Source organism: Roseomonas sp. TS2, assembly GCF_058833935.1.
Map to the genome: position 1 here is coordinate 17,887 of NZ_JCACVY010000018.1, position 22,741 is coordinate 40,627.

Here is a 22,741-nt window from a genome sequence, read left to right on the forward strand (position 1 = left end):
CGCAGAGGAGGCGGGCGGGCTCAGACAGCCTCGTCGGGACTGTCCACCTCCGCGGCCTGAAGCATGGCGAGCGCCTCGGCGCCGGAGCGTGCCTGGCGGAGCTGGCGCGGCAACTGGTTGCCCCGCAGCACGCGGCAGATGCCCGAGAGCGCCGGCAGGAAGCCTTCCGCGCTGTTCTCCGGCCACAGGACCATGAAGACCAGATCGACCGGCTCGCCGTCCCGCGCCTCGAAGTCGATCGGCCGTGTCAGGCGGGCCAGCAGGGCCAGCGGCGCGCCCAGCCCCTCCAGCCGCGTGTGGGGCAGGCCGACGCCACGGCCGAGCGCGGTGGAGCCAAGCCTTTCCCGCGCCTGCAGGGCATCCAGCACCGTCGGCCCATCATAGGACAGGCGGACGGAGGCTTCCTGCGCCAGCATCTCGAGAAGCTCCTTCTTGTCTCCTGGAGAAAGAGAAAGAACAGAATCCTCTCCGCTGAAGAGTTTTTTGATGGCCATGACTTTTCCCGAAAATACATCCCCGGCCGAGGATATGGGTCTGCAACAGAATGAAGGCGCGAAGTATAATTTCTTTATCTTAAAGTATATCGCAATTTTCCGAGAAGATTGCAAGTTATTTAACTGTTGTGTTGCCGGACCGAATGGCTGGCGGTTCCGGCACCAGGACGTGTCCACGGCCAGATGCGGAACGCCGGCACGCGGCCTTCGTTCCGTGGGCTCAGGGGCGGAATTGTCTCGGGGGTGGAGGCCGGGCGGGCACGCCGCCGGGAGGCTGGTGCGGCCAGAAGCGGTGCCGCCGCTCCTGGCCGCGTTCTCAGCTCTGGCTGTTGCCGTTGCCGCCGCCCAGCGCCTGCCCGCCGAGCTGCTCGACAAGCTGGGCCACGGCGGTATGGTCCTGCCCCGGCCCAAGCAGCGTGCCGGCGCTGGCCCACATCTCGCGGCACAGCGCGGCGAAGGGCGTCGGCGTGCCGCTCTCCCGCCCCACCTCCAGGGCGATGGAGAGGTCCTTCACCATCAGGTCCAGCCCGAAGCCGGAATCGAAGCGACGCGACAGCACGAACTGCTTGAACTTCTTCTGCGTGCTGTTGTTCATGCCGGTCGAGCTGTTCAGCACATCGACCATCAGCGCCGGGTCGAGGCCGAATTTCTGGCCGATCAGCAGCGCCTCGATGCCGATCAGGAAGCCGCCGGCCGAGACGAGGTTGTTCAGCGCCTTCATCGCCTGGGCGTTGCCGATGCCGCCGCAGCGGTGCACGGAGGTGCCCACCGCCTGCAGCACCGGTTCGATGCGGTCGAGCACCGCCGTCTCGCCGCCGGCCATGATGGCCAGCTCCCCCGTGCGGGCACGCGGCACGCCGCCCGAGACGGGGCAGTCGGCCATCGCGCAGCCCTTCGCGGCCAGGCGCTCCGCCAGTTGCCGCGTGACGCCCGGCACGCCGGAGGACATCTCGATCACCACCGCGCCGGCGGGCAGGCTCTCCAGCATCTCCTCCACCACCGCCGCCACATGCTTGCTGGTGGGCAGGATGGTGATGACCGCGTCGGCCTCCGCGGCGGCCTCCGCGGCGCCGGCAGCGGCCTGGCCGCCCACCTCGCGGGCGAAGTCCCGCGCGCGGCCGGGCACGGCGTCGGCCACCGTCACCGCGAAGCCCGCCTTCAGCAGGTTGGCCGCCATCGGCCAGCCCATGTTGCCGATGCCGACGAAGCCGATGCGGCGGATCGCGCCCTCGCTCATTCCGCCGGCTTCTCGGGCAGCGCGCCCTCGGCCTTCAGCACCTCATGCGCCGCCTTGAAGGCATCGAGCCCGGCCGGGATGCCGGAATAGACCGTGGCGTGCAGCAGGATCTCCTTGATCTCCTCCACGGTGACGCCGTTGTTCAGCGCCCCCTTCACATGCAGCTTGATCTCGGGCGTCTTGCCGAGCGCCGTCAGCATGGCGAGGTTCAGCATGCTCCGCGTCTTCGGCTCCAGCCCCGGGCGGTTCCAGGCATAGCCCCAGCACCATTCGGTGGTGATGCGCTGGAAGGCCATCATGAAGTCGTCGGCCCTGGCGATGCTGCCGTCCACGTACTCGCTGCCGAGCACCTTGCGGCGCATCTCCAGGCCCTTCTCGAACATCTCGCTCTCGGCCATCGGCCCATCCTCCCTGATGATGGGCCGCAGCTTGCGGAAAACGAGATTGTCGGTCAATCCGTCAGCGCATCCGCCGGGTCCAGGATCTCGCCGCGCTCGATCACGAAGGTCTGCTCCACCAGCTGCCGCAACAGGGCCGGGCTGCTCTCGGTGATCAGGATGGCGACATCGGGCAGAGCGTCGCGCAGCCGCGCCAGCGCCTCGGCGTAGCGTTGCGCCAGAGCGGGGGCGAGGCCCTGGAAGGGCTCGTCGAGCAGCACGGCGCGGGTGCCCACCATCAGCGCCCGGCCCAGCGCCACCATCTTGCCCTGCCCGCCCGAGAGCCCCGCCGCCTTGCGCGGCGCGAAGTCGCGCAGCTCGGGCAGCAGGGTGAGGACGAGGTCCAGCCGCCGTGCCATCTCGGGCTGGGGCAGCCGCAGCACCTCGGCCGGCAGGCGGAGGTTCTCCAGCACGGTGAAACTGCCGAACAGCCGCCGCTCCTCCGGCGCGTAGCCGATGCCGAGCGCGGCGCGGCGATGCGCGGGGGCGCCCGTGCAGTTCTGCCCGTCGATGACGATGTTGCCGCCGCGCACCGGCAGCAGCCCCATCAGCGCGCGCAGGGTGGTGGTCTTGCCGGCGCCGTTGCGGCCGATCAGCGCCACCCGGCCGCCGGGCGGCACCGCCAGGTTGACGCCGCGCAGCACCGGCGCGCCGGCGATATCCACCGAGACATTCTCAAGCCGCAGCATGGGCGCCTCCACCGGGCTGGATGCCAATGACGTCGCGCTGCACCATGGGGTCGGACAGGACCTGCTCCGGCGGGCCGAGCGCCGCGATCCGGCCCTGCCCCCACACCGCCACGCGGTCGGCGATGCGCGCCACCACGTCCATGTCGTGCTCGACGAACACCGCCGTCACGCCGGCCTCGCGCAGCACCCGCGCCAGCGTCTCCACCACCGCCATCTTGTCGGCGGCGGCGACGCCGCTGGTCGGCTCGTCCATCAGCAGCAGCCGCGGCTTCATGGCCACCGCCATGGCGATGTCGGTGAGCTTGCGGGTGCCCTCGTTCAGCGCATCCGCCCGCTGGTGCGCGGCGGCGGTAAGGCCGAAGCGCTCCAGCAGCGCCTCCGCCTCCGCCCGGAAGGCCGGGCGCAGCAGCGGGCGGAAGGGCGAGAAGGTGCCCTCCCGCGCGGCCACCGCCATGGCCGCGTTCTCCAGCACCGTGTGCTCGGTGAAGAGCTGCGGCAGCTGGAAGGAGCGGGCGATGCCCATGCGGACGATGTCGCGCGGCTTCATCCCCAGCACCTGCCGGCCCTGGTAGGTGATGGAGCCGCCCTGCGGCCGCAGGTGGCCGGTGCTCATGTTGATGAAGGTGGTCTTGCCCGCGCCGTTGGGGCCGATGATGGCCAGGAACTCGCGCTCCATCACGTCGAGGTTGATGCCGTCGGCGGCCTTCACGCCGCCGAAGGCAAGGCGCAGATCCTGCGCCGAGAGCAGCACGCTCATGCCGATTTCCTCCGCCGCAGCCCCTGCGCCATGCCGACCAGCCCGCCCGGCGCGAACAGGATGACCAGCAGCAGCACCGTGCCGAGGATGAGCTGCCAGGCATCGGCCAGGTTGGCCGCCGCGTAGACCCGCGTCAGCTCATAGACGACGGCGCCGAGGAAGGCGCCCAGCACGCTGCCCGCGCCGCCCAGGATGGCGATGAACACCAGCTCGCCCGAGGCGGTCCAGTAGGCCAGCGCCGGCGTCACGTGGCGGGAGGTGAGCGCGATGATGGTGCCGCCGCAGCCCGCCATCAGCGCCGAGAGCGCGTAGGCGGAGAGCAGCACGTAGCGCGCCGGCACGCCCATGAACTCCAGCCGCGCCTCGCGCGTCTTGATCCCGGCCAGCGCCTGGCCGAGCGGCGCGTTCAGGTAGGTGCGCACCAGCACCGCGAAGCCCACCGCCAGCGCCAGCGCGATGCCGAACACCGCCCATTCGTAGGTGGGGCCGGACAGGGTCTGGCCGAGGAAGGTGGGCACCGGCAGGCGGATGCCGTCGGTGCCGTGGGTGATGGTGTAGAGCTTCTCCAGCAGCGAGTAGAACACCATGCTGAGCGCCAGGTTCAGCATGCCGAAGAAGATCTCGCGGTAGCGCATGACGAACAGGCCGACCACCAGCCCCACCGCGGTGGAGGCCAGCGCCGCCAGCGGCAGCAGCAGCAGCACCTCCGGCATGCGGGGCGCCACGAAGGCCACGGTGTAGGCGGCGATGGCGACATACATGGCATGGCCGAAGCTCACCTGCCCCGCGCGCAGCAGCAGCAGGATGCCGAGCACCGTGATGCCCTTGGCGAGCGCGATGGTCAGCACGAAGCGCAGCCAGGGCACGCCCCAGGCGATCAGCACCAGCAGCAGCGCGCCGGCCAGGCCGGCGAGAATTTCGAGGCGGGACCTGCTCATATGCGCCGCGTCTCCGTCACGCCGAACAGGCCCTGCGGCCGCACCAGCAGCACCAGCACCATGATCAGGTAGGGGATCACCACCTCCAGCTCCGGCTCCAGATAGACGGCGATGGAGCGGCCGAGGCCGATCATCACCGCCGCCAGCGCCGCGCCCTCGATCTGGCCGAGGCCGGCGGTCGCCACCACGGCGAAGGAGAGCACGATGGTGGAGGCGCCGATGCCCGGCACCATGGAGGTCATGGGCGAGGCCAGCGCGCCGCCCAGCGCCGCCAGTGCGGCGCCGAAGGTGAAGGTGAGCATCGTCACCTTCGCCGCGTCGATGCCCTGGGAGGTGGCCGCCTCGCGGTCTGTGGTGACGGCGACGATGACGCGCCCCGTCAGCGTGCGGCGCATGAACCAGGCGAGCCCCACCAGGGTCAGCAGCGCGATGCCCGGCAGCACGAAGAGCTGATAGGCGGTGAAGGGGATGACATCGGCGCCGAAGGGCACGTCCACCGTGCCGAGCAGCTGCATCGGCGTCTCGTTGGAGACGGGCTGCACCCCCCAGATGAGCTTCTGCACATCCTCCAGGATCATGAACAGCGCGAAGGTGACGAGGAGCTGCAGCACCGGCTCCTGCGTCTCCACCCGCTTGAGCAGCACGCGCTCGATCAGCGGGCCGAGGATGACGCCCACCAGCGCCGCGGCGATGACCAGCATCGGGTAGGAGAGCCAGGCCGGCAGCCCGGCGGCGACCATCGCGGCGGTGAGCGAGGCGGCGGTGTAGGCGCCGATGGCGTAGAGGCTGCCATGCGCCACGTTGAGGATGCGCAGCACGCCGAACACCAGGTTCAGCCCCACCGCCACCATGAAGATGGCGGCGGCCGAGGCCAGCCCGTCCAGCACCGCGAGCCCCAGCAGCAGCCCGTTATCGGAAAGCCATTCCATCATGCGCGGCACGCCTCCGGCCGCGCGAGCATGGCCCACGCTTTCTCGTTCATTCTCTCTCCCCTTTTCCTGACATGTGCTGCCAGCGTTGCGCTACTGTTCCATGGGCCTCCAAGCCCGTCAACAAATCAGCATATTGTCATACAATCCTAGGTTACTGCCGGGCCGCCTTTGCGGTCGAGGATTTGGCCTCGCCGCCAGGACACCGCCCGGGCGGCCTCATCCGGCCAGCGCCAGGATCTCCTCGGCGCGGCGCACCACCGGCGGGTCGATCATCTTGCCGTCGATCTGGAAGGCGCCACGGCCCGCGGCGCGCGCCTCCGCGTCGCCCGCCACCACGCGGCGCGCCCAGTCGATCTCGGCGGCATCGGGCGCGAAGACCTCGTTCATGATGGCCACCTGCGCCGGGTGCACCGCCAGCGCGCCGCGGAAGCCGAGCTGCCGCGCCTCGGCGATGGTGCGGCGGAAGGCCTCGAGGTCCTGGAACTGGCCGATGCTGCCGACGAAGCCCATCGGCATCAGCCCCGCCGCGCGGGCGGCCATCAGCACGGCGAGGTTGGGGCCGAGCAGCGCCGCCGGGCCGGGGATGGCGCCGAGCGCCGCACAGAAATCCTCCGGCCCCAGCATCATCGCCACGCTGCGCGGGTCGGCCCCCGCAATGGCGGGCAGGGCGTAGAGGGCGGCGGGCGTCTCGATCTGCAGCAGCAGCCGCACCGTGCCGGGGGCAATGCCGCGCTCCGCCTCCAGCTCGGCCACGGCGGCGGAGACGTCCCGCACATAGCCCGGCTCCTCCACCTTGGGCAGCACGAGGCCGGCCAGGCCCGGCACCACCGCCGCCTCCAGATCGGCCGCCAGGGCGCGCAGGCCCCGGTTCACCCGCACCAGCACCGCCGGCCCGTGCGCGCCGATGGCGGCGATGGAGCCGGCGAGGGAGGCGCGGGCGGCGGGCTTCTCGGCCGCCGGCACGGCGTCCTCCAGGTCGAGGATGATGCCATCCGCCCCCCGCTCATGCGCGCGGGCGATGAAGCGCTGCACATGGGCGGGCACGAAGAGCAGGGAACGCCAGCGGGGCGGGGTCAGGCTCATGGATCCTCCTGCGGGGGCGGTGCTTCGCCGCCATCCTGGTTGCCGAACCCGTCCCTTGTGCGCGCCCCGTGCCGGAGTGTCTATCCGGCTTCCGGCCCCAGGGACGGCAGCCCGGCCCAGGGGCGACGACGTGCATCGGCCTCCGCGAAGGCGGCGATGGCCTCCGCATGGCTCAGCGTCAGGTCGAGGTCGTTCCAGCCGTTCAGCAGCTTGGTGCGCCAGACCGGATCGATGGCGAAGCCGAAGCGGTGGTTGCCCGCCCGCACCGCGCAGGCTTCCAGGTCCACCGTGAGGTCGCGGCCGCCCTGTTCCAGCCAGGCGAGCAGTTGCTCGATCTCGCGCTCCTCCAGCCGCGCCGGCAGCAGCCCGTTGTTGACGGCGTTGCTGGCAAAGATGTCGCCGAAGCTCGGCGCCAGGACGCAACGGAAGCCGGCATCGACCAGCGCGTAGACTGCCGCCTCGCGCGAGGAGCCGCTGCCGAAGTTGCGCCGGGCGACGAGCACCCGCGCGCCCTCCCGCTCCGGCCGGTCGAGCGGCGAATCCGGCCGCGCCGCGCCATCCTCGGCGAAGCGGAGGTCGTGCAGCAGGAACCGCCCGTAGCCCTCGCTGCGCGGCCGCTTCATGAAGCGGGCGGGGATGAGCTGGTCCGTGTCCACATTGGCCAGCGGCAGCGGGCAGGCCGGGGCCGCCAGGGTGGTGAAGGGCTGCATCAGCTCCGGCCCTCCAGCATCGGCCGCACATCGGCGATGTGCCCCGCCAGCGCGGCGGCGGCGACCATGGCGGGGGACATCAGATGCGTCCGCGCCCCCTTCCCCTGGCGGCCCTTGAAGTTGCGGTTGGTGGTGGAGGCGCAGCGCTCGCCCGCCGGCACCAGGTCGCCATTCATGCCGACGCACATGGAGCAGCCGGATTCCACCCATTCCAGCCCGGCCTCGCGGAAGATGCGGTCCAGCCCCTCCTGCTCGGCCTGCCGCTTGACCAGCGAGGAGCCGGGCGAGACCAGCCCCGGCACCCGCGCCTTCCGCCCCGCCAGCACCGCCGCGGCCGCGCGCAGATCCTCGATGCGGCTGTTGGTGCAGGAGCCGATGAAGACGCGGTCGATCGGCACCTCCTCGAGCCGCTGGCCGGGACGGAGGCCCATATAGTCCAGCGCGTCGCGGATCTGCGCGGCGCGGGAGGGGTCATTGGCGCGGTCGGGGTCGGGGATGGCGGCGGTGACGGGCAGCGCATCCTCGGGGCTGACGCCCCAGGTGACGATGGGCGCGATCTCCCCGGCCTGCAGCGATACCTCGCGGTCGAATTCCGCGCCCGCATCGCCCGGCAGGGCGAGCCAGGCCTCGGCGGCCTGCTCGAAGGCGGCACCCTGCGGCGCCAGCGGCCGGCCGCGCAGGAACCCGACCGTGGTGGCATCGGGCGCGACCATGCCGCAGCGCGCACCGCTCTCGATGGCCATGTTGCACAGCGTCAGCCGCCCCTCCATCGAGAGGCCGCGCACCGCGCTTCCGGCATATTCCACCGCATGGCCCTGCGCGCCATCGGCGCCGATGCGGGCGATGATGGCGAGCGCCAGATCCTTGGCGCCGGTACCGGCGGGGAGCCTCCCCTCCACCGTGACGCGCATGCGCTTCGGCTTCCGCTGCCACAGCGTCTGCGTCATCAGCACATGCGCCACTTCCGAGGCGCCGATGCCGAAGGCCAACGCGCCGAAGGCGCCATGCGTCGAGGTGTGGCTGTCGCCGCAGACGATGGTGAGGCCCGGCAGGGTCAGCCCCTGCTCCGGCCCCACCACATGCACGATGCCCTGGCGCGGGTCGTGCAGGCCATAGAGGCGCGTGCCATGGGCGCGCGCATTGGCCTCCAGCCCCTGCACCATGCCGGCGATGCCGGAATCGGCAATGCTGCGCTGCGGTGTTCGCGTCGGCACGTAATGGTCGGCGACACCGATATTGAGCGCGGGATGCGCCACCTTCGCGCCGCGCGCGCGGAGCTGCGCGAAGGCGTGGTGCGAGCCTTCGTGGAAGAAATGCCGGTCGATCCAGAGCAGGCTCTGCCCGTCCTCCCGCGTGAGGACGACATGCGCGTCCCACAGCTTGTCGAACAGCGTGCGTCGCGGCGGCGCTTCGGCCATGCCCTGCCCTCCCCCCGGCGTTGTGGCCAGGACGATGCCGCAGAAAAACCGTTGACGCAATGCTGCTGTCTCGTAGGCTAGACAGCAGCCGGTCTGGAAAACCAGACAGGGAAAAGGGGAGAGGAACCGCGTGGACGCCGCCGTCGAGACCTTCAAGGCGCGCCGGATCTACCTGCTGCTGCGGGACCGCATCACCGGCGGCACGCTGCCCGCCGGCACGCGGCTGCCGGGCGAGCCGGACCTCGCGGCCGAGCACGGCGTCTCCCGCGTCACCATCCGCCGTGCGCTGGACCAGCTATCCAATGAAGGGCTGGTCGAGCGGCGCCCCGGCGTCGGCACCTTCGTGCGCGGCGGCGGCGTGCTGGCGCCGACCGTGGTCGATTTCGCTGATGTATTCACGCATCTGAAGGAGATGGGGCGGCGCACCGAGGTGCGGCTGCTCTCCTTCGGCTATGTGCTGCCGCCCGCGCCGGTGGCCGCCACGCTGGGCCTCGCGCCGGCGGAGCGCGCGCAGCGCGCGGTGCGCGTGCGGCTGATGGGCGGCGAGCCCTTCTCCCACCTCACCACCCATGTGCCCGAGCGCATCGGCACCACCTATTCCGAGGCGGAGATGGCCTCGCAGCCGCTGCTGGCGCTGCTCGAGCGTTCCGGCCTGCGCGTGGCGCGGGCGCGGCAATCCATCGGCGCCACGCTGGCCGGGCCGGAGGTGGCGCAGGCGCTGCAGGTGGAGATCGGCGCGCCGCTGCTCTCCCTCACCCGCCTTGTCGAGGACGAGGCGGGGAGCGCGGTCGAGCACCTGCACGCGCTCTACCGGCCCGACCGCTTCAGCTTCGAGATGCAGCTCCAGCGCACGGGGGCCGATGGCGCCCGGCGCTGGAGCCCATTGCCGCCGCTCGCGGCCAACACTGAAAAGAACGCCACGCCACGGCCCCCGCGCAGCAAGAGGAAGTCGTCATCATGAGCACATCCCGCCTGACCATCACCCGCCGCACGGCCCTGCGGGCCGGGGCGCTGCTGCCGACCCTCGCCATGCCGGGCCTGCTGCGCGCGCAGCCCGCCGCCGTGAAGATCGGCATCCTGCAGCCGCTGACCGGCGCGCTGGCGCAGGATGGCGACCTCGGCCGCCTCGGCGCCACCCTGGCAGCGGCGGCGATCAACGGCGCGGGCGGCATCCAGGCCCTCGGCGGCGCGAAGGTGGAACTGGTGGTGGCCGATGCCCGCTCCAACCCGGAAGCGGCGGTGCAGGAAGTGGAGAAGCTGCAGGCGGAGGGCGTCGTCGCCATCGTCGGCGGCTTCGCCAGCCCGATCTGCCTGGCCGCCAGCCAGGCGGCGGCGCGCTACGACCTGCCCTACATCGTCGATGTCGGCGTCTCCGACCAGATCACCGCGCGCGGCCTGCGCAACACCTTCCGCTTCGCCCCCGGCTTCGGCATGGTGACGGGCACGGCGCTCGAGAACCTCGTCCGCCTCAACGACGCCGCCGGCAAGCCCTGCAAGACGGTGGTGCTGGTACACGAGGACGGGCTGTTCGGCTCCGGCCTCGCCAGGCTGCTGCAGGCGGAGCTGCCGAAGCGCGGCTTCGAGGTGCTGGAGACCATCGCCCACCCGACGCCGGCGCGCGACATGTCCAACGTGGCGCTGCGCATCCGCTCGCTGCGGCCCGACCTTGTCATTCCCTCCAGCTACTATGGCGAGTTCGTGCTGCTGGCGCGCACCATGCGGCAGCAGCGCATCCGGCCCAAGGGCATCTATGCCGTGCTGAACGGCGCCGCCTCCAACTACCGCTTCGTCAAGGAGTTCCCGGACGCGGCCGAAGCGGTGATGGATTGCAACCACTGGCACGACCCGCGCAGCGAGGAGGCGAAGGCGCTGAAGGCCAAGGTCGATGCCGATGGCCGCCTCTGGGCCTACAACGTGCCGCTGAACTATTCCTGCGTGAAGCTGGTGGCGGATGCGGTGGGCCGCGCCGGCGCCGCCGACCGCAACAAGGTGATCGAGGCTCTCGCCGCCTCCGACTTCTCCGGACATATCCTCCCCTACGGCCCGACGAAGTTCGTCAACGGCCAGAACCAGGGCGCCGCGCCGGTCAACACCCAGGTGCAGGGCGGCGACATCAAGGTGATCTTCCCCGACGCCTTCGCCGACGCCAAGCCGGTCTTCCCGGTGCAGGGCTGACCGCGGGCTCATGTACTCCCCCGCGATCATCGCCGAGGCGGTGGTGAACGGGCTGATGACCGGGGCGGCCTACGCCCTGGTCGCGCTCGGCCTCACCCTGGTCTATGGCGTGCTGCACATCGTCAACTTCGCACATGGCGCGCTGCTGACCTGCGCCATGTTCGCCGTGCTGGGCATGGAGCAGCTGCTCGGCATCGGCCCCTACGCCGCCATCCTGCCGCTGGCGCTGCTGTTTTACGGGCTGGGCTATGGGCTGCAGCGCTTCGTCATCGGCCCCTCCAGCCATGGCGAGGACCGCAACACGCTGCTGGTCACGCTCGGCCTCTCCATCATCCTGGAGAACGCCTTGCTCGCCGCCTTCCGCTCCGACACGCGCAGCCTCGGCGGCGAGATGGGGTTCGACGTGGTGGAGCTCGGCCCCATGCTGCTCTCCCGCCCGCGGCTGGTGGGCTGCGCCGTGGCGCTGCTGGTGGCGGCGCTGCTCTGGCTGCTGCTGGCCCGCACCGATACGGGGCGCGCCATCCGCGCCGTGGCCAAGGAGCGCTTCGGCGCGCAGCTCAGCGGCATCGACCCGCGGCACATCTTCGCCGTCACCTTCGGCATCGGCTGTGCCTGCCTGGCGGTCGCGGCCTGCCTGCTGCTGCCCACCTTCTACGTCAATCCCCGCGTCGGCAACGCCTTCGTGCTGGTGGCCTTCACCATCGTGGTGCTGGGCGGCATGGGCTCGGTGACGGGCGCGCTGCTCGGCGGCCTCATCGTGGGCGTGGTGGAGAGCCTGGGCGGGTTGCTGCTGGGCGAGAGCCTGGGCCAGCTCGGCATCTTTCTCATCTTCATCCTGGTGCTGCTGTTCCGGCCCACAGGCCTGTTCGGAGCCCGCGCATGAAGCCGCGCGACATCCTCCCCCTCGCGCTGCTGCTCGGCGCGCTGGCGCTGACGCCGCTCTTCGCCAGCAACCTGCTGCTGAACTTCCTCGTCTCGGCGCTGATCATCGCGCTCGGCGCGCAGGGCTGGAACCTGCTCGGCGGCTATGGCGGGCAACTCTCCTTCGGCCACGCCGCGCTGTTCGGCACGGGCGCCTATGCCACCGCCATCCTGCAGACCAGCTTCGGCGTGAATGCCTGGGTGGGCTTCGCCTGCGGCATCGCCCTGGCCGCGCTGACCGGCTGGATGATCGGCTTCCTCAGCTTCCGCGCCCGGCTGCGCGGCTCCTATTTCGCCCTCGTGACGCTGGCCTTCGCCGAGGTGCTGCGCATCCTCGCCAATGCGGCCGGCTTCACCGGCGGCGCGGCGGGGCTGCTGATCAAGCTGGAGCCATCCTTCGCCAACTTCCAGTTCGCCAGCCGCGCCGGCATGCTGTGGGTGGTGCTGGCCTGCATCCTCGGCGTCTCGCTGCTCACGCTCTGGATCGACCGCGGCCGCTTCGGCGCGCAGCTCGTCGCCGTGCGGGAGAACGAGGACGCGGCGCGCGCGCTCGGCGTCGATGTGCTGGCCACCAAGCTGCGCGCCATCGCCCTTTCCGGCGCCATCACCGGCGCCGCGGGCGGGCTCTACGCGCAGAACTTCCTCTATCTCGACGCCAACATCGCCTATGGCACCTGGATCTCGGTGGAGGTGCTGATCGCCGCCATCGTCGGCGGCCTCGGCACGGTGCTGGGGCCGGTGGTCGGCGCGCTGGCGCTGCACGGCGTGGGCGAGATCACCAAGGGCCTGCTGGGCTGGATGACGGGGGTGGACCTGATGCTGTTCGGCGTCATCCTGATCGCCGCCGTCGCCTTCGTGCCGGCGGGGCTGGTCGGCGCGCTGCGCCGCCTGCGGATGCGGAGGGCCACGCCATGATCCTTCTCTCGGTCGAGGGGTTGAGCAAGCGCTTCGGCGGCCTGCTGGCGGTGGACAAGGCCAGCATGGCGGTGCCGGAAGGCTCCATCACCGGGCTGATCGGCCCGAACGGCGCGGGCAAGACGACGCTCTTCGCCCTGGCCTCCGGCTTCCTGGAGCCCAGCGCCGGGCGCGTGCTGTTCGCCGGGGAGGATGTGACGGCCGAGCCGCCGCATCGGCGGGCGCGCCGCGGCATCGCCCGTACCTTCCAGATCGTGCAGCCCTTCCAGGGGCTGACGGTGCACGAGAACATCGCGGTGGGCGCCTATCTTCGCCATGCCGGGCGCCAGGCGGCGCTGGACGCGGCCCGCGCCGTGGCGGAGGAGGTCGGCCTCGCGCCGCTGCTGGAGACGCCCGCCGCCGCGCTGACGGTGGCCGGCCGCAAGCGGCTGGAGCTGGCCCGCGCCCTGGCCACCGCGCCGCGCCTGCTGCTGCTGGACGAGGTTCTGGCCGGCCTCAACCCCTCCGAGGTGCGGGACATCCTGCCGGTGCTGCGCGCCATCCGCGCGCGGGGCGTGACCATCCTGATGATCGAGCATGTGATGCAGGCGGTGATGAACCTGTGCGACCATGTGCATGTGCTGGCGCAGGGCCGCATGATCGCCGAGGGGCCGCCGCGCGCGGTCTGCAACGACGCGGCGGTGATCGAGGCCTATCTCGGCCATGGCGCGGCGGCGCGGATGCGCGCCGAGGGAGGCGCCCATGCTTGAGATCCGTGGCCTGCGCGCCGGCTATGGCGGCGTCGAGGTCCTGCGCGGCCTCGACATGGCGGTCTCCGCCGGCGAGATCGTCGCCGTGCTCGGCGCCAATGGCGTCGGCAAGACGACGCTGAACAAGGTGCTCTCTGGCGTGGTGCCGGTGCGCGCCGGCGAGATCCTGTTCGACGGCCAGCGCATCGACCGCGCCGCGCCGGATGCCATCGTCGCCGCCGGGCTGATCCATGTGCCCGAGGGGCGCAAGATCTTCCCCAACATGAGCGTGCGCGAGAATCTGGAGCTTGGCAGCTACCGGCGTGGCAAGCCGCGCCGCGCGCGGAACCTGGAGCGCGTCTTCGTCACCTTCCCCCGCCTGCGCGAGCGCATGGCCCAGGTCGCCGGCACCCTCTCGGGCGGCGAGCAGCAGATGCTCGCCATCGGCCGCGGCATGATGGCCGAGCCCCGCCTCCTCATCCTCGACGAGCCCTCGCTCGGCCTCTCGCCGCTGCTCGTCGAGGAGATGTTCGCCCTGATCCGCCGGCTCAACGCCGACGGGCTTCCCATCCTGCTGGTCGAGCAGAATGTGGTGCAGTCGCTCGAGGTCGCCGCCCGCGCCTACATCCTGGAGAACGGGCAGTTCGCCCTCTCCGGCACGGCGGATGCGGTGCGCGACAACCCTGAGCTGCGCCGCGCCTATCTCGGCATGTGAGGTCACGATGAGCATTGTCACGCCCGGCGTGCAGCCGGCTTCCGTGCTGCTGCGCCAGGAACGCCCCGCATGGCTGGCCGAATGGGGCCGTTTCGCCGCCGGCTTCGATCCCGCTGGCCTGCCGCCCGAGGTGCTCGCCCGCGCCCGGCTGGTGCTGCTGGACAGCATCGGCGTCATCGCCGCCGGCATGCAGGAGCCGGAGCTGCGCGCATTGCTGGCGCGGCCGAACTATGCGGGCGGCGGCACGGCCGCCGTCATCGGCGCCGGCCGCGCCTTGCCGCCGCTGCTCGCCGCCTTCGCCAACGGCACCGCCGGCGTCATGCTGGAGCTGGACGAGGGCAACCAGTATGCGCGCGGCCACCCCGCCATCCATGTGGTGCCGGCGGCGCTGGCCGCCGCGCCGAAGGATGGGCGGGCCCTGCTCGGCGCCATCATCCTCGGCTACGAGATGGGCGCGCGCATCGGCATCGCCAGCAAGCTGCGCGTGACAATGCATCCGCACGGCACCTGGGGCACGGTCGGCGCCTTCCTCTCGGCCGCGCATCTGCATGGCGCAGATGCGGAGACCATCATCCAGGGGCTGAACATCGCCTCCAGCCTCGGCCTCTCCACCAGCCGCCGGACGATGCTGGAGGGGGCCACGGTGCGCAACGCCTATGCCGGCTTCTCCAACCAGCTCGGGCTGATGGCCTGGGACCTGGCCGCCGCCGGCTTCACCGGCGAGACGGACGGCATCGGCGCCGTCTATGGCGGCATCATCGCCGAGGAGTTCTCGCCCGCCGCCATGACCGAGCAGCTCGGCACGCGCTGGGAGATCGCCCGCAACTACTTCAAGCGCCATGCCGCCTGCCGCTACACCCATGGCGCGCTGGACGCGCTGGGCGAGATCAGCGCCAGGCTGCCCGGGCTGCGCGCCGCGGATGTGGCGGCCATCGCGGTGGAGACCTATGTCTGGGCCGCGCAGCTTGATCTGCCCCAGCCGCGCAACATGCTCTCGGCCAAGTTCTCCATCCCCTTCGCGCTCGCCACGGCGCTGGTGCATGGCGGCGCCAGCGTGCCCGCCTTCCGCCCGCCCGCCCTGCGGGACGAGGCGGTGCGCGACCTCGCCGCGCGCGTCACGGTGCGGGAGGATGCGGCGCTGACCGCGCAGCTCCCCGGCCTGCGCCCGGCGCGCCTGACGGTGACGCTGCGCGACGGCAGCACCCACCGCGCCGAGGTGCTGACCAACCGGGGCGACACCGAGGACCCCTATGCGCGCGAGGACATCCTCGCCAAGTTCCGCGAGATGGCCGCGCCCGTCTGGGGCGAGGCCGCGGCGGAGACCCTGATCACGGCGGTCGAGGCGGTGGAGGAGCCCGGTGGGCTTTCCCGCCTGCTGCCCTTGCTGGCGGCCCCGCCGCGGAGCGCTTCCTGATGAGCCTGCGAGAAGAACTGGCCGGCCCCGCCGCCGTGGTGGCGCCCGGCGTCTATGACGCGCTGACCGCGAGCCTGGCCGTGATGGCCGGCTTCCAGGCGCTCTACGTCTCCGGCGCGGCCATCGCCTATACGCGCCTCGGCCGGCCCGATATCGGCCTGGTCTCGATGACCGAGGTGGCCGAGACGGTTGGGCTGATCCGCGACCGCGTGGATGTGCCGCTCGTCGTCGATGCCGACAATGGCTATGGCAACGCGCTGAACACGCAGCGCACGGTGCGGCTGTTCGAGCGCGCCGGCGCCACGGCGCTGCAGCTCGAGGACCAGACCCTGCCCAAGCGCTGCGGCCACCTGCAGGGCAAGTCGCTGATCGGCGCGGGCGAGATGGCCGGCAAGATCAAGGCCGCCGTCGATGCCCGCCACAGCCGCGAGACGCTGATCATCGCCCGCACCGACGCCGTGGCGGTGGAGGGCATGGAGGCCGCGCTGGAGCGCGCCCGCCTCTACGCCGAGGCCGGGGCCGATGTGCTCTTTGTCGAGGCGCCGCGCTCGCGCGAGCAGCTCGGCCGCATCGCTGCCGAGCTGGGCGGCGTCCGGCCGCTGCTGGCCAATATGGTCGAGGGTGGCGACACGCCGATCTCCACCGCCGGTGAGCTGGGCGGGATGGGCTTCCGCCTCGTCATCTTCCCCGGCGGCATCGTGCGCGCCCTCGCCCACACGGCGCGCGACTACTACGCCTCGCTGGCGGCGCATGGCAGCAACCAGCCCTTCGCCGGCCGCATGTTCGATTTCGGCGCGCTGAACGGGTTGATCGGCACGCCGGAGATGCTGGCCCTGGGCGAGACCTACGCGAAGTTCGAAGGCAAGGAGGGCGCGGCGTGAGCGCGATCGACCCCGTCACCCTCGCCATCCTGAAGGGACGGCTGGAGCAGATCGCGGACGAGATGGACGCGACCCTCTACCGCTCCGCCTTCAACCCGATCATCGCCGAGGCGCGCGACGCCTGCCACGGTTTCTACCATGCCGAGACGGGCGAGACGCTGGTGCAGGGTGCCAATGGCCTGCCCATCTTCGTCGGCGCCATGGCCTTCGCGGTGAAGGCGGTGATCGACAAGGTGGCGGCCTCCGGCGGCGTGCGGGAGGGCGACACCTTCCTGTTCAACGACCCCTATGACGGCGGCACGCATCTCAACGATTTCCGCCTGGTGCGGCCGGTCTTCCGCGAGGGGCGGCTGTTCTGCTGGATGGCCTCGGTCGGCCACTGGCTGGATATCGGCGGCAACGTGCCCGGCGGCTACAACCCCAAGGCCACGGAGAGCTTCCAGGAAGGCGTCCGCATCCCCCCCGTGCGGCTGATGACCGAGGGGCGGATGAACCAGGACCTGCTGGACATCCTCGCCGCCAATTCCCGCGTGCCGGACTCCAACTGGGGCGACCTGAACGGCCAGATCAACGCGCTCGACCTCGGCGGGCGGCGCTTCGCCGCGCTGCTCGACGAGTATGGCGAGGCCACGGTCGCCCAGGCCTTCGCCGCCTTCTCGGAGCGCGCCGAGGCGCTGATGCGCGCCGCCATCCGTGCCCTGCCGGATGGGCGCTACAGCTTCGAGGATGTGCTGGACAATGACGGCATCACCGACGAGACGCTGACCATCGCGCTCGACCTCACCATCGAGGGCGAGACGATGGCGCTGGATTTCTCGCGCTCCTCGCCGCCGGTGCAGGGGCCGGTGAACATCGCCCGCTCCACCGCCATCGCCGCCTGCTACGTGGCGCTGAAGCATGTCTTCACCGAGGTGCCGGCCAATGCGGGGTGCCTGCGCCCCATCGCCTTCACCGTGCCGGAGACGACGCTGCTCGGCGCCACGGCGCCGCGCCCGGTGGCCGGCTACACCGAGACCATCCTGCGCCTGATCGGCGTCATCTTCGGCGCGCTCGCCAAGGCCGATCCCGCCCGCGCCACGGCGGCGCCCTTCGGCACCATCAACGCGCTCTCGCTCGCCGGGCACCGCCAGGATGGCTCGCGCTGGGTGATGTTTTCGTTCTTTGGCGGCGGCCTCGGCGGCAACCCGGAGAGCGATGGCCTGAGCCACGCCAACAACCCCATCTCCACCGCCACCATCCCGCCGGTGGAGATCCTCGAGGCCGCCTATCCGGTGCTGTTCCGGCAATGGGCGCTGCGGCCGGATTCCGCCGGCCAGGGCGAGCATCGCGGCGGCCTCGGTGCGGTCTACGAGATCGAGCCGCTGACCGATGCGCGGGTCTCGCTGCTGGGCGAGCGCGGCAAGGCGGCGCCCTTCGGCGTCACCGGCGGCACGCCCGCCGCGCTGAACCGCTTCACCTGGACGGACGAGCAGGGCGCGCACAACCCGCCCATGGTCTCCAAGATCACCGATATCGCGCTGAAGGCGGGGCACAGCGTGACGCTCGAAACCCCTGGCGGCGGCGGCTGGGGCGACCCGGCGCGGCGCGACCCGCGAAAGGCCGCGCGCGACCGCCGGCTTGGCTACGTGACGGAGGGAGGCGCGGCATGAGCGCGACCATTGTCGGCGTCGATGTCGGCGGCACCTTCACCGACCTGTTCTGCTACGACGAGGCGGCGGGCCGCTTCCGCACCGCCAAGGTGCCCTCCAACCGCGGCGACGAGGCGGTGGGCTTCCTCGAGGGTCTGAAGAGCTTCGGCCCCGTGGCGCAGCTGGCCTCGGTGGTGCATGGCACCACCGTCGGCACCAATGCGCTGCTGGAGCGCAAGGGCGCGAAGGTCGGCCTCATCACCACGCGCGGCTTCCGCGACGTGCTGGAGATGCGCCGCCGCGACCGCCTGCACACCTGGGGCCTCTGGGGCGATTTTCTTCCAGTTGTGGATCGGGACATGCGGCTGGAGGTGGCCGAGCGAACCCTGGCCGATGGCTCCATCCGCGCGGCGGTCGATCCGGCCGAGGTGCAGGCGGCGGTGCGGCAACTGATAGAAAAGGGCGCCGAGGCGCTGGCCATCGTCTTCATCAACGCCTATGCCAACCCGGCCAACGAGCAGGCGGCGCTGGAGGCGGCGCACGCCATCTGGCCCGGCGAGGCCATCGCCTGCTCGAGCCAGATCCTGCCAGAGATCCGCGAGTTTGAGCGCACCTCGACCACGGCGCTGAACGCCTACCTTCAGCCCGTCGTCGGCAGCTATCTCGGCAAGCTGGACGCGGCGCTGGCGGGCGAGGGCTTTGGCGGCCGGTTCCACATCGTGCAATCCAATGGCGGCGTCATGTCCACCGCCACGGCGCGGCGGCTACCGGTGCGCACGGCGCTCTCCGGGCCGGCGGCGGGCGTCATCGCCGCCGCCGCCATCGCGCGCGAGGCCGGCTTCCCCGATGTCATCACCGGCGATCTCGGCGGCACCTCCTTCGACGTCTCGCTGGTGGTGGGGGGCGGCACGGCGCTGGCGGCGCAGACCACCATCGATTTCGGCCTGGTCATCCGCACGCCGATGATCGAGATCAGCACCATCGGCGCCGGCGGCGGCTCCATCGCCCATGTCGATGCCGGCGGGCTGTTGCAGGTGGGGCCGGAGAGCGCCGGCTCCCGCCCCGGCCCGGTCTGCTACGGCCAGGGCAACACCCGGCCCACGCTGACGGATGCCAATGTCGTGCTCGGCCGCATCAACGCCGAGCGGCCGATTGGCGGCAAGCTCGCGCGCCTGGATGTGGAGGCGGCGAAGGCGGCCATCCTGGCGCATGTGGGCACCCCGCTCGGCCTTGGTGCCATGGCGGCGGCGGAGGCGATCCTTCGGGTGGCCAATGCGCGCATGGCGGGCGCCATCCGGCTCGTCTCCATCGAGCGGGGGCATGATCCATCGCGCTTCGCGGTCGTGCCCTTCGGCGGCGGCGGCGCGCTGCACACGGGCGCGCTGATCCGCGAGGTCGGGCTGAAGGCGGCGCTGGTGCCGCGCTTCCCCGGCGTCACCTCGGCGCTGGGCTGCGTCATCGCCGACATTCGCCATGATCAGGTGCAGACGGTGAACCTGACGCTGGAGGCGCTGGACGAGGCGGCGCTCGACCGCCGCATGGTGGCGGAGGCCGCTGCCGCCCGCGCCGTGGTGGAGGCCGCCGGCCTCGCCGTCGAGCGGATCGACACGGTGTTCGAACTGGACATGCACTATGCCGGCCAGACCCACACCGTCGCCGTGCCGCTGCCGGTCGCGGTGCAGGGCGGCAGCACGGGGCTGACCCGCGCCATCGTGCGCGAGGCCTTCGAGCGTGCCTACCAGACCAGCTTCTCCCGCCTGCTGCCCGGCCTCGGCGTGCGCATCGTCAATCTCCGCACGGCGGCGATCGGCCGGCGGCCGCGCTTCGACCTCGGCCTGCTGGCGCCGGAGAAGGAGGCCACGGTGGAGGGCGCACGGCGTGGCAGCCGCCCCGTCTGGTTCGGCGGCGCCTGGCACGAGACCGCCATCTACGCCCGGCTGGAACTGCCGGAGGGCGCCACCATCCCCGGCCCGGCCATCCTGGAGCAGCCGGACGCCACCACCGTGGTCGATCCCGGCCTGGTGGCGCGGGTCGATCGCCTCGGCAACGTCATTGTGGAACGCGCGGCATGAGCCGCGACGTGGAGCGCGCGGCATGAGCCACGAGCCTGTCCCGGTCACCGAGACCGCCCTGCTGATCGTCGATCTGCAGAACGACTTCATCCACCCCGAGGGCGCCTATGCGCGGGGCGGCCAGGGCGACCCCGCCATCGCCGCCTTGCCGGGCAGGCTGAAGCCGCTGGCCGAGGCGCTGCGCGCGAAGGGCGGCTGGGTGGTCTCCACCCAGTTCACCCTGGTGCCGGGCAAGGGCGGCGAGCCGATGATCTCGCCGCACCTGAAGGCGCTGCGCCCCTTCCTGCGGAAGGGCGATTTCTGCCCCGGCGCCTGGGGCCACCAGCTCGTCGACGCATTGCAGCCGGCCGATCTCTCGGTGGAGAAGCTGGCCTATTCCGCCTTCTACATGACGCGGCTGGAATGGGTGCTGCGCAAGGCCGGCATCCGGCGGCTGCTGGTGGGCGGCATCGTCACCAATGGCGGCGTCGCCTCCACGGTGCGGGACGCGCATGTGCGGGATATCGACGTGACGGTGCTGGAGGATGGCTGCGCCGCCTTCGGCGCCGAGACTCATGCAACGGCCATCGCCGCGCTGCGACCCGTCTGCCGCGTCGCCAGCATCGCCGAGGCACTGGCGGAGGTGCGCGGGGCATGAGGGTGCTTCCGGCCGAGGGCGTCACCTTCGAGCTGAGCCTGCCCGTGGTGGTGGTGGGCGCCGGCGCCGCCGGCCTCACCGCCGCCCTGGCGCTGCGCGCGGCGGGGCAGGAGGTGCTGGTGCTGGAGCGCGACCCGGTGCCGCGCGGCTCCACCGCCCTCTCCGCCGGGCTGATTCCCGCCCCCGGCACGCGCTGGCAGCAGGCGGCGGGGGAGGCGGACAGCCCGGAGCGCTTCGCCGCCGACATCCTCGCCAAGGCCGGCGGCGAGCCGGATGCGGCGATGGTGCGCGCCATCGCCACGCGCATCGGCCCGGTGCTGGAATGGCTGGCGGACCGGCACGGGCTGGATTTCTCGGTCATCACCGATTTCCGCTACCCCGGCCATTCCGCCTGCCGCATGCACGGCCTGCCCAGCCGCTCCGGCGAGGAGCTGGTCAACCGGCTGCGCGAGGCGACCGAGGCCGCCGGCACCGAGATCCTGTGCGAGGCGCAGGTGACGGATCTCTACGCCGATGCGGAAGGCCGCATCCACGGCCTCGCCTTCCGCCGCCCGGATGGCAGCGGGGAGCGCCTCGGCTGCGGCGCGCTGATCCTGGCCTGCAACGGCTATGGCGGCAATCCGGCGCTGGTGGCCGAGCATGTGCCGCAACTGGCCGGTGCGCTGTATTTCGGCCATGCCGGCAACCAGGGCGAGGCGCTGCTCTGGGGTGAGGCGCTGGGGGCGGCCACGCGGCACCTCTCCGGTCACCAGGGGCATGGCTCGGTCGCCCACCCCATCGGCATCCTGATCTCCTGGGCCACCATCACCCAGGGCGGCGTGCAGGTGAACCTGGAGGGCCGCCGCTTCTCCGACGAGAGCCATGGCTATTCCGAGCAGGCGGCGGTGGTGCTGCGCCAGCCCGAGGGCATCGCCTGGAGCGTGTTCGACGAGCGCATCGCCGCCATCGCCCGCCAGTTCGAGGATTTCCGCCAGGCCGAGGCGGCCGGCGTGGTGCTGAGCGCGCCGGACGTGGCCGCCCTCGCCGCCGCCACGAAGCTGCCCGGGGCGGCGCTCCGCGCCACGCTGGAAGAGGTGGAGGCGCTCAAGCAGGCCGGCGCCACGGATGGCTTCGGCCGCAGCTTCGCCCATCAGCCGCCGCTGGTGCCGCCCTACCGCGCCGTGCGGGTCACGGGCGCGCTGTTCCACACCCAGGGCGGGCTGGTGGTGGACGAGGCCGCCCGCGTGCTGCGCCCCGATGGCACGCCCTTTCCCAACCTCTACGCGGCGGGCGGCGCCGCCTGCGGCGTCTCCGGCAGCCGGGCCGAAGGCTATCTCTCCGGCAATGGCCTGCTGACCGCTGTGGCGCTCGGCCACGCCGCCGGCGAGGCCGCCGCCCGGGCCTGACGGGAACGGGGAGGGCAGCGCCCCTCCCCGCCTCGCACCTGCCCCCTTGCGTTATGTTATACCATAACATAAACGCCGGATATGGCATCTCCCTCCCCCAACGACATCACCGCCCGCGAAGGCCGCTGGCGCCGCTGGCGCGGCGATGAGTGGGCCTGCTTCGACGCCCTGCCCCCCGCCGTGCGCCGCCGGATGCAGGAACACGCCTACGACCCCTGGGCGGTGAACGCGCATCTGCTGTGGCGCATGTTCCGCCGCCAGCTCGGCTCCTCGGCGCGGGCGGAGCGGCGGCTGCTGCGGCACCTCGACCTGTGCGAGGCGATGGAGCGGGCCGAGTTCGCCGCCGCCTACCGGCGGGCGCATGGCGTGCCGCTGCCGCACGAGGCGGCGGCGGCCTCGGTGCTGCGGGATGCAGGCGGGCGAATTGCCGCCGCCGCCGCGCCTGCCTATGCTGAGGCTTCGACGGTCCCGCGCGAGCGGGTGAAAAGGGAACACCGTGCGCCCGCACCGGAGCCGATCCGGGGGCAAGTCGGTGGCTGATCCCGCAACTGTAGGCGGCATTCCGGCGCCCGCCA

At 71.8% G+C, this 22,741-nt stretch carries 22 protein-coding genes, 1 pseudogene and 1 riboswitch; of the genes and pseudogenes, 13 read left to right on the forward strand and 10 right to left on the reverse strand.

Translation table 11 applies throughout. The features are described from left to right. Window positions 1-20: 20 nt before the first annotated feature. The 10 genes from ACZJYS_RS05630 to leuC form a co-directional block, all read right to left on the reverse strand. Entirely contained in the window at window positions 21-494 is a 474-nt protein-coding gene (locus ACZJYS_RS05630; RefSeq protein WP_493176384.1) for a PTS sugar transporter subunit IIA, read from the reverse strand. A 316-nt stretch (window positions 495-810) separates the two neighbouring features. After that, entirely contained in the window at window positions 811-1,731 is a 921-nt protein-coding gene (locus tag ACZJYS_RS05635; RefSeq protein ID WP_493176385.1) for an NAD(P)-dependent oxidoreductase, read from the reverse strand. Further along, the gene (locus ACZJYS_RS05640; protein WP_245906389.1) at window positions 1,728-2,186 is read right to left on the reverse strand and encodes a carboxymuconolactone decarboxylase family protein; all 459 of its coding nucleotides are present in this window, start codon (window positions 2,184-2,186) and stop codon (window positions 1,728-1,730) included. The genes ACZJYS_RS05635 and ACZJYS_RS05640 overlap by 4 nt, the downstream gene beginning before the upstream one ends. Beyond that, window positions 2,183-2,857 (reverse strand): ABC transporter ATP-binding protein, encoded by a 675-nt coding sequence (locus ACZJYS_RS05645; protein WP_379640994.1) that lies wholly within the window; start codon window positions 2,855-2,857, stop codon window positions 2,183-2,185. Before ACZJYS_RS05645 ends, ACZJYS_RS05640 begins: the two co-directional genes overlap by 4 nt. Next, window positions 2,844-3,614, reverse strand: a complete 771-nt coding sequence (locus ACZJYS_RS05650; protein WP_109517459.1) for an ABC transporter ATP-binding protein — start codon at window positions 3,612-3,614, stop codon at window positions 2,844-2,846. Before ACZJYS_RS05650 ends, ACZJYS_RS05645 begins: the two co-directional genes overlap by 14 nt. Beyond that, the gene (locus ACZJYS_RS05655) at window positions 3,611-4,552 is read right to left on the reverse strand and encodes a branched-chain amino acid ABC transporter permease (protein WP_493176388.1); all 942 of its coding nucleotides are present in this window, start codon (window positions 4,550-4,552) and stop codon (window positions 3,611-3,613) included. Before ACZJYS_RS05655 ends, ACZJYS_RS05650 begins: the two co-directional genes overlap by 4 nt. Then, on the reverse strand, window positions 4,549-5,484 hold the full coding sequence (locus tag ACZJYS_RS05660) for a branched-chain amino acid ABC transporter permease (RefSeq protein WP_109517457.1): 936 nt from the start codon (window positions 5,482-5,484) through the stop codon (window positions 4,549-4,551). Before ACZJYS_RS05660 ends, ACZJYS_RS05655 begins: the two co-directional genes overlap by 4 nt. 216 nt (window positions 5,485-5,700) lie before the next feature. Beyond that, complete coding sequence (locus ACZJYS_RS05665) at window positions 5,701-6,567, reverse strand: HpcH/HpaI aldolase/citrate lyase family protein (protein ID WP_379651804.1); 867 nt, start codon at window positions 6,565-6,567, stop codon at window positions 5,701-5,703. 80 nt (window positions 6,568-6,647) lie between these two features. Next, complete coding sequence (leuD, locus tag ACZJYS_RS05670) at window positions 6,648-7,277, reverse strand: 3-isopropylmalate dehydratase small subunit (RefSeq protein ID WP_493176391.1); 630 nt, start codon at window positions 7,275-7,277, stop codon at window positions 6,648-6,650. After that, window positions 7,277-8,695, reverse strand: coding sequence for a 3-isopropylmalate dehydratase large subunit (leuC, locus tag ACZJYS_RS05675; protein ID WP_493176393.1), 1,419 nt, complete (start codon window positions 8,693-8,695; stop codon window positions 7,277-7,279). Before leuC ends, leuD begins: the two co-directional genes overlap by 1 nt. Window positions 8,696-8,825: 130 nt before the next feature. On the opposite strand from leuC, the gene ACZJYS_RS05680 reads away from it, so the two are divergent. The 13 genes and pseudogenes from ACZJYS_RS05680 to ACZJYS_RS05740 form a co-directional block, all read left to right on the forward strand. Next, a complete protein-coding gene (locus tag ACZJYS_RS05680) occupies window positions 8,826-9,656 on the forward strand; it encodes a GntR family transcriptional regulator (RefSeq protein WP_493176395.1) in 831 nt (276 codons plus the stop codon). After that, on the forward strand, window positions 9,653-10,870 hold the full coding sequence (locus tag ACZJYS_RS05685) for an ABC transporter substrate-binding protein (RefSeq protein WP_493176397.1): 1,218 nt from the start codon (window positions 9,653-9,655) through the stop codon (window positions 10,868-10,870). Before ACZJYS_RS05680 ends, ACZJYS_RS05685 begins: the two co-directional genes overlap by 4 nt. Before the next feature lie 10 nt (window positions 10,871-10,880). After that, complete coding sequence (locus ACZJYS_RS05690; protein ID WP_379651806.1) at window positions 10,881-11,753, forward strand: branched-chain amino acid ABC transporter permease; 873 nt, start codon at window positions 10,881-10,883, stop codon at window positions 11,751-11,753. Beyond that, window positions 11,750-12,706 carry a branched-chain amino acid ABC transporter permease gene (locus ACZJYS_RS05695; RefSeq protein WP_493176399.1) on the forward strand — a complete coding sequence of 319 codons (957 nt, stop codon included), beginning with the start codon at window positions 11,750-11,752 and terminating at the stop codon, window positions 12,704-12,706. The genes ACZJYS_RS05690 and ACZJYS_RS05695 overlap by 4 nt, the downstream gene beginning before the upstream one ends. Then, a complete protein-coding gene (locus tag ACZJYS_RS05700) occupies window positions 12,703-13,455 on the forward strand; it encodes an ABC transporter ATP-binding protein (RefSeq protein ID WP_109517449.1) in 753 nt (250 codons plus the stop codon). The genes ACZJYS_RS05695 and ACZJYS_RS05700 overlap by 4 nt, the downstream gene beginning before the upstream one ends. Then, window positions 13,448-14,149, forward strand: a complete 702-nt coding sequence (locus tag ACZJYS_RS05705) for an ABC transporter ATP-binding protein (RefSeq protein WP_493176402.1) — start codon at window positions 13,448-13,450, stop codon at window positions 14,147-14,149. Before ACZJYS_RS05700 ends, ACZJYS_RS05705 begins: the two co-directional genes overlap by 8 nt. A gap of 7 nt (window positions 14,150-14,156) precedes the next feature. Further along, a complete protein-coding gene (locus ACZJYS_RS05710) occupies window positions 14,157-15,563 on the forward strand; it encodes an MmgE/PrpD family protein (protein ID WP_493176404.1) in 1,407 nt (468 codons plus the stop codon). Next, window positions 15,563-16,444, forward strand: coding sequence for an isocitrate lyase/PEP mutase family protein (locus ACZJYS_RS05715; protein WP_109517446.1), 882 nt, complete (start codon window positions 15,563-15,565; stop codon window positions 16,442-16,444). Before ACZJYS_RS05710 ends, ACZJYS_RS05715 begins: the two co-directional genes overlap by 1 nt. Further along, a complete protein-coding gene (locus tag ACZJYS_RS05720) occupies window positions 16,441-18,093 on the forward strand; it encodes a hydantoinase B/oxoprolinase family protein (RefSeq protein ID WP_493176407.1) in 1,653 nt (550 codons plus the stop codon). The genes ACZJYS_RS05715 and ACZJYS_RS05720 overlap by 4 nt, the downstream gene beginning before the upstream one ends. After that, a complete protein-coding gene (locus ACZJYS_RS05725) occupies window positions 18,090-20,144 on the forward strand; it encodes a hydantoinase/oxoprolinase family protein (RefSeq protein WP_493176408.1) in 2,055 nt (684 codons plus the stop codon). The genes ACZJYS_RS05720 and ACZJYS_RS05725 overlap by 4 nt, the downstream gene beginning before the upstream one ends. 22 nt (window positions 20,145-20,166) lie before the next feature. After that, the gene (locus ACZJYS_RS05730; RefSeq protein WP_493176410.1) at window positions 20,167-20,781 is read left to right on the forward strand and encodes a cysteine hydrolase family protein; all 615 of its coding nucleotides are present in this window, start codon (window positions 20,167-20,169) and stop codon (window positions 20,779-20,781) included. Next, window positions 20,778-22,166, forward strand: a complete 1,389-nt coding sequence (locus ACZJYS_RS05735) for an FAD-dependent oxidoreductase (RefSeq protein ID WP_493176412.1) — start codon at window positions 20,778-20,780, stop codon at window positions 22,164-22,166. Before ACZJYS_RS05730 ends, ACZJYS_RS05735 begins: the two co-directional genes overlap by 4 nt. A gap of 81 nt (window positions 22,167-22,247) precedes the next feature. Then, window positions 22,248-22,484: pseudogene (locus ACZJYS_RS05740) on the forward strand (DUF6525 family protein); the annotation flags it as partial. A 128-nt stretch (window positions 22,485-22,612) separates the two neighbouring features. Further along, window positions 22,613-22,741, forward strand: a riboswitch (cobalamin riboswitch). This riboswitch is flagged as partial in the annotation.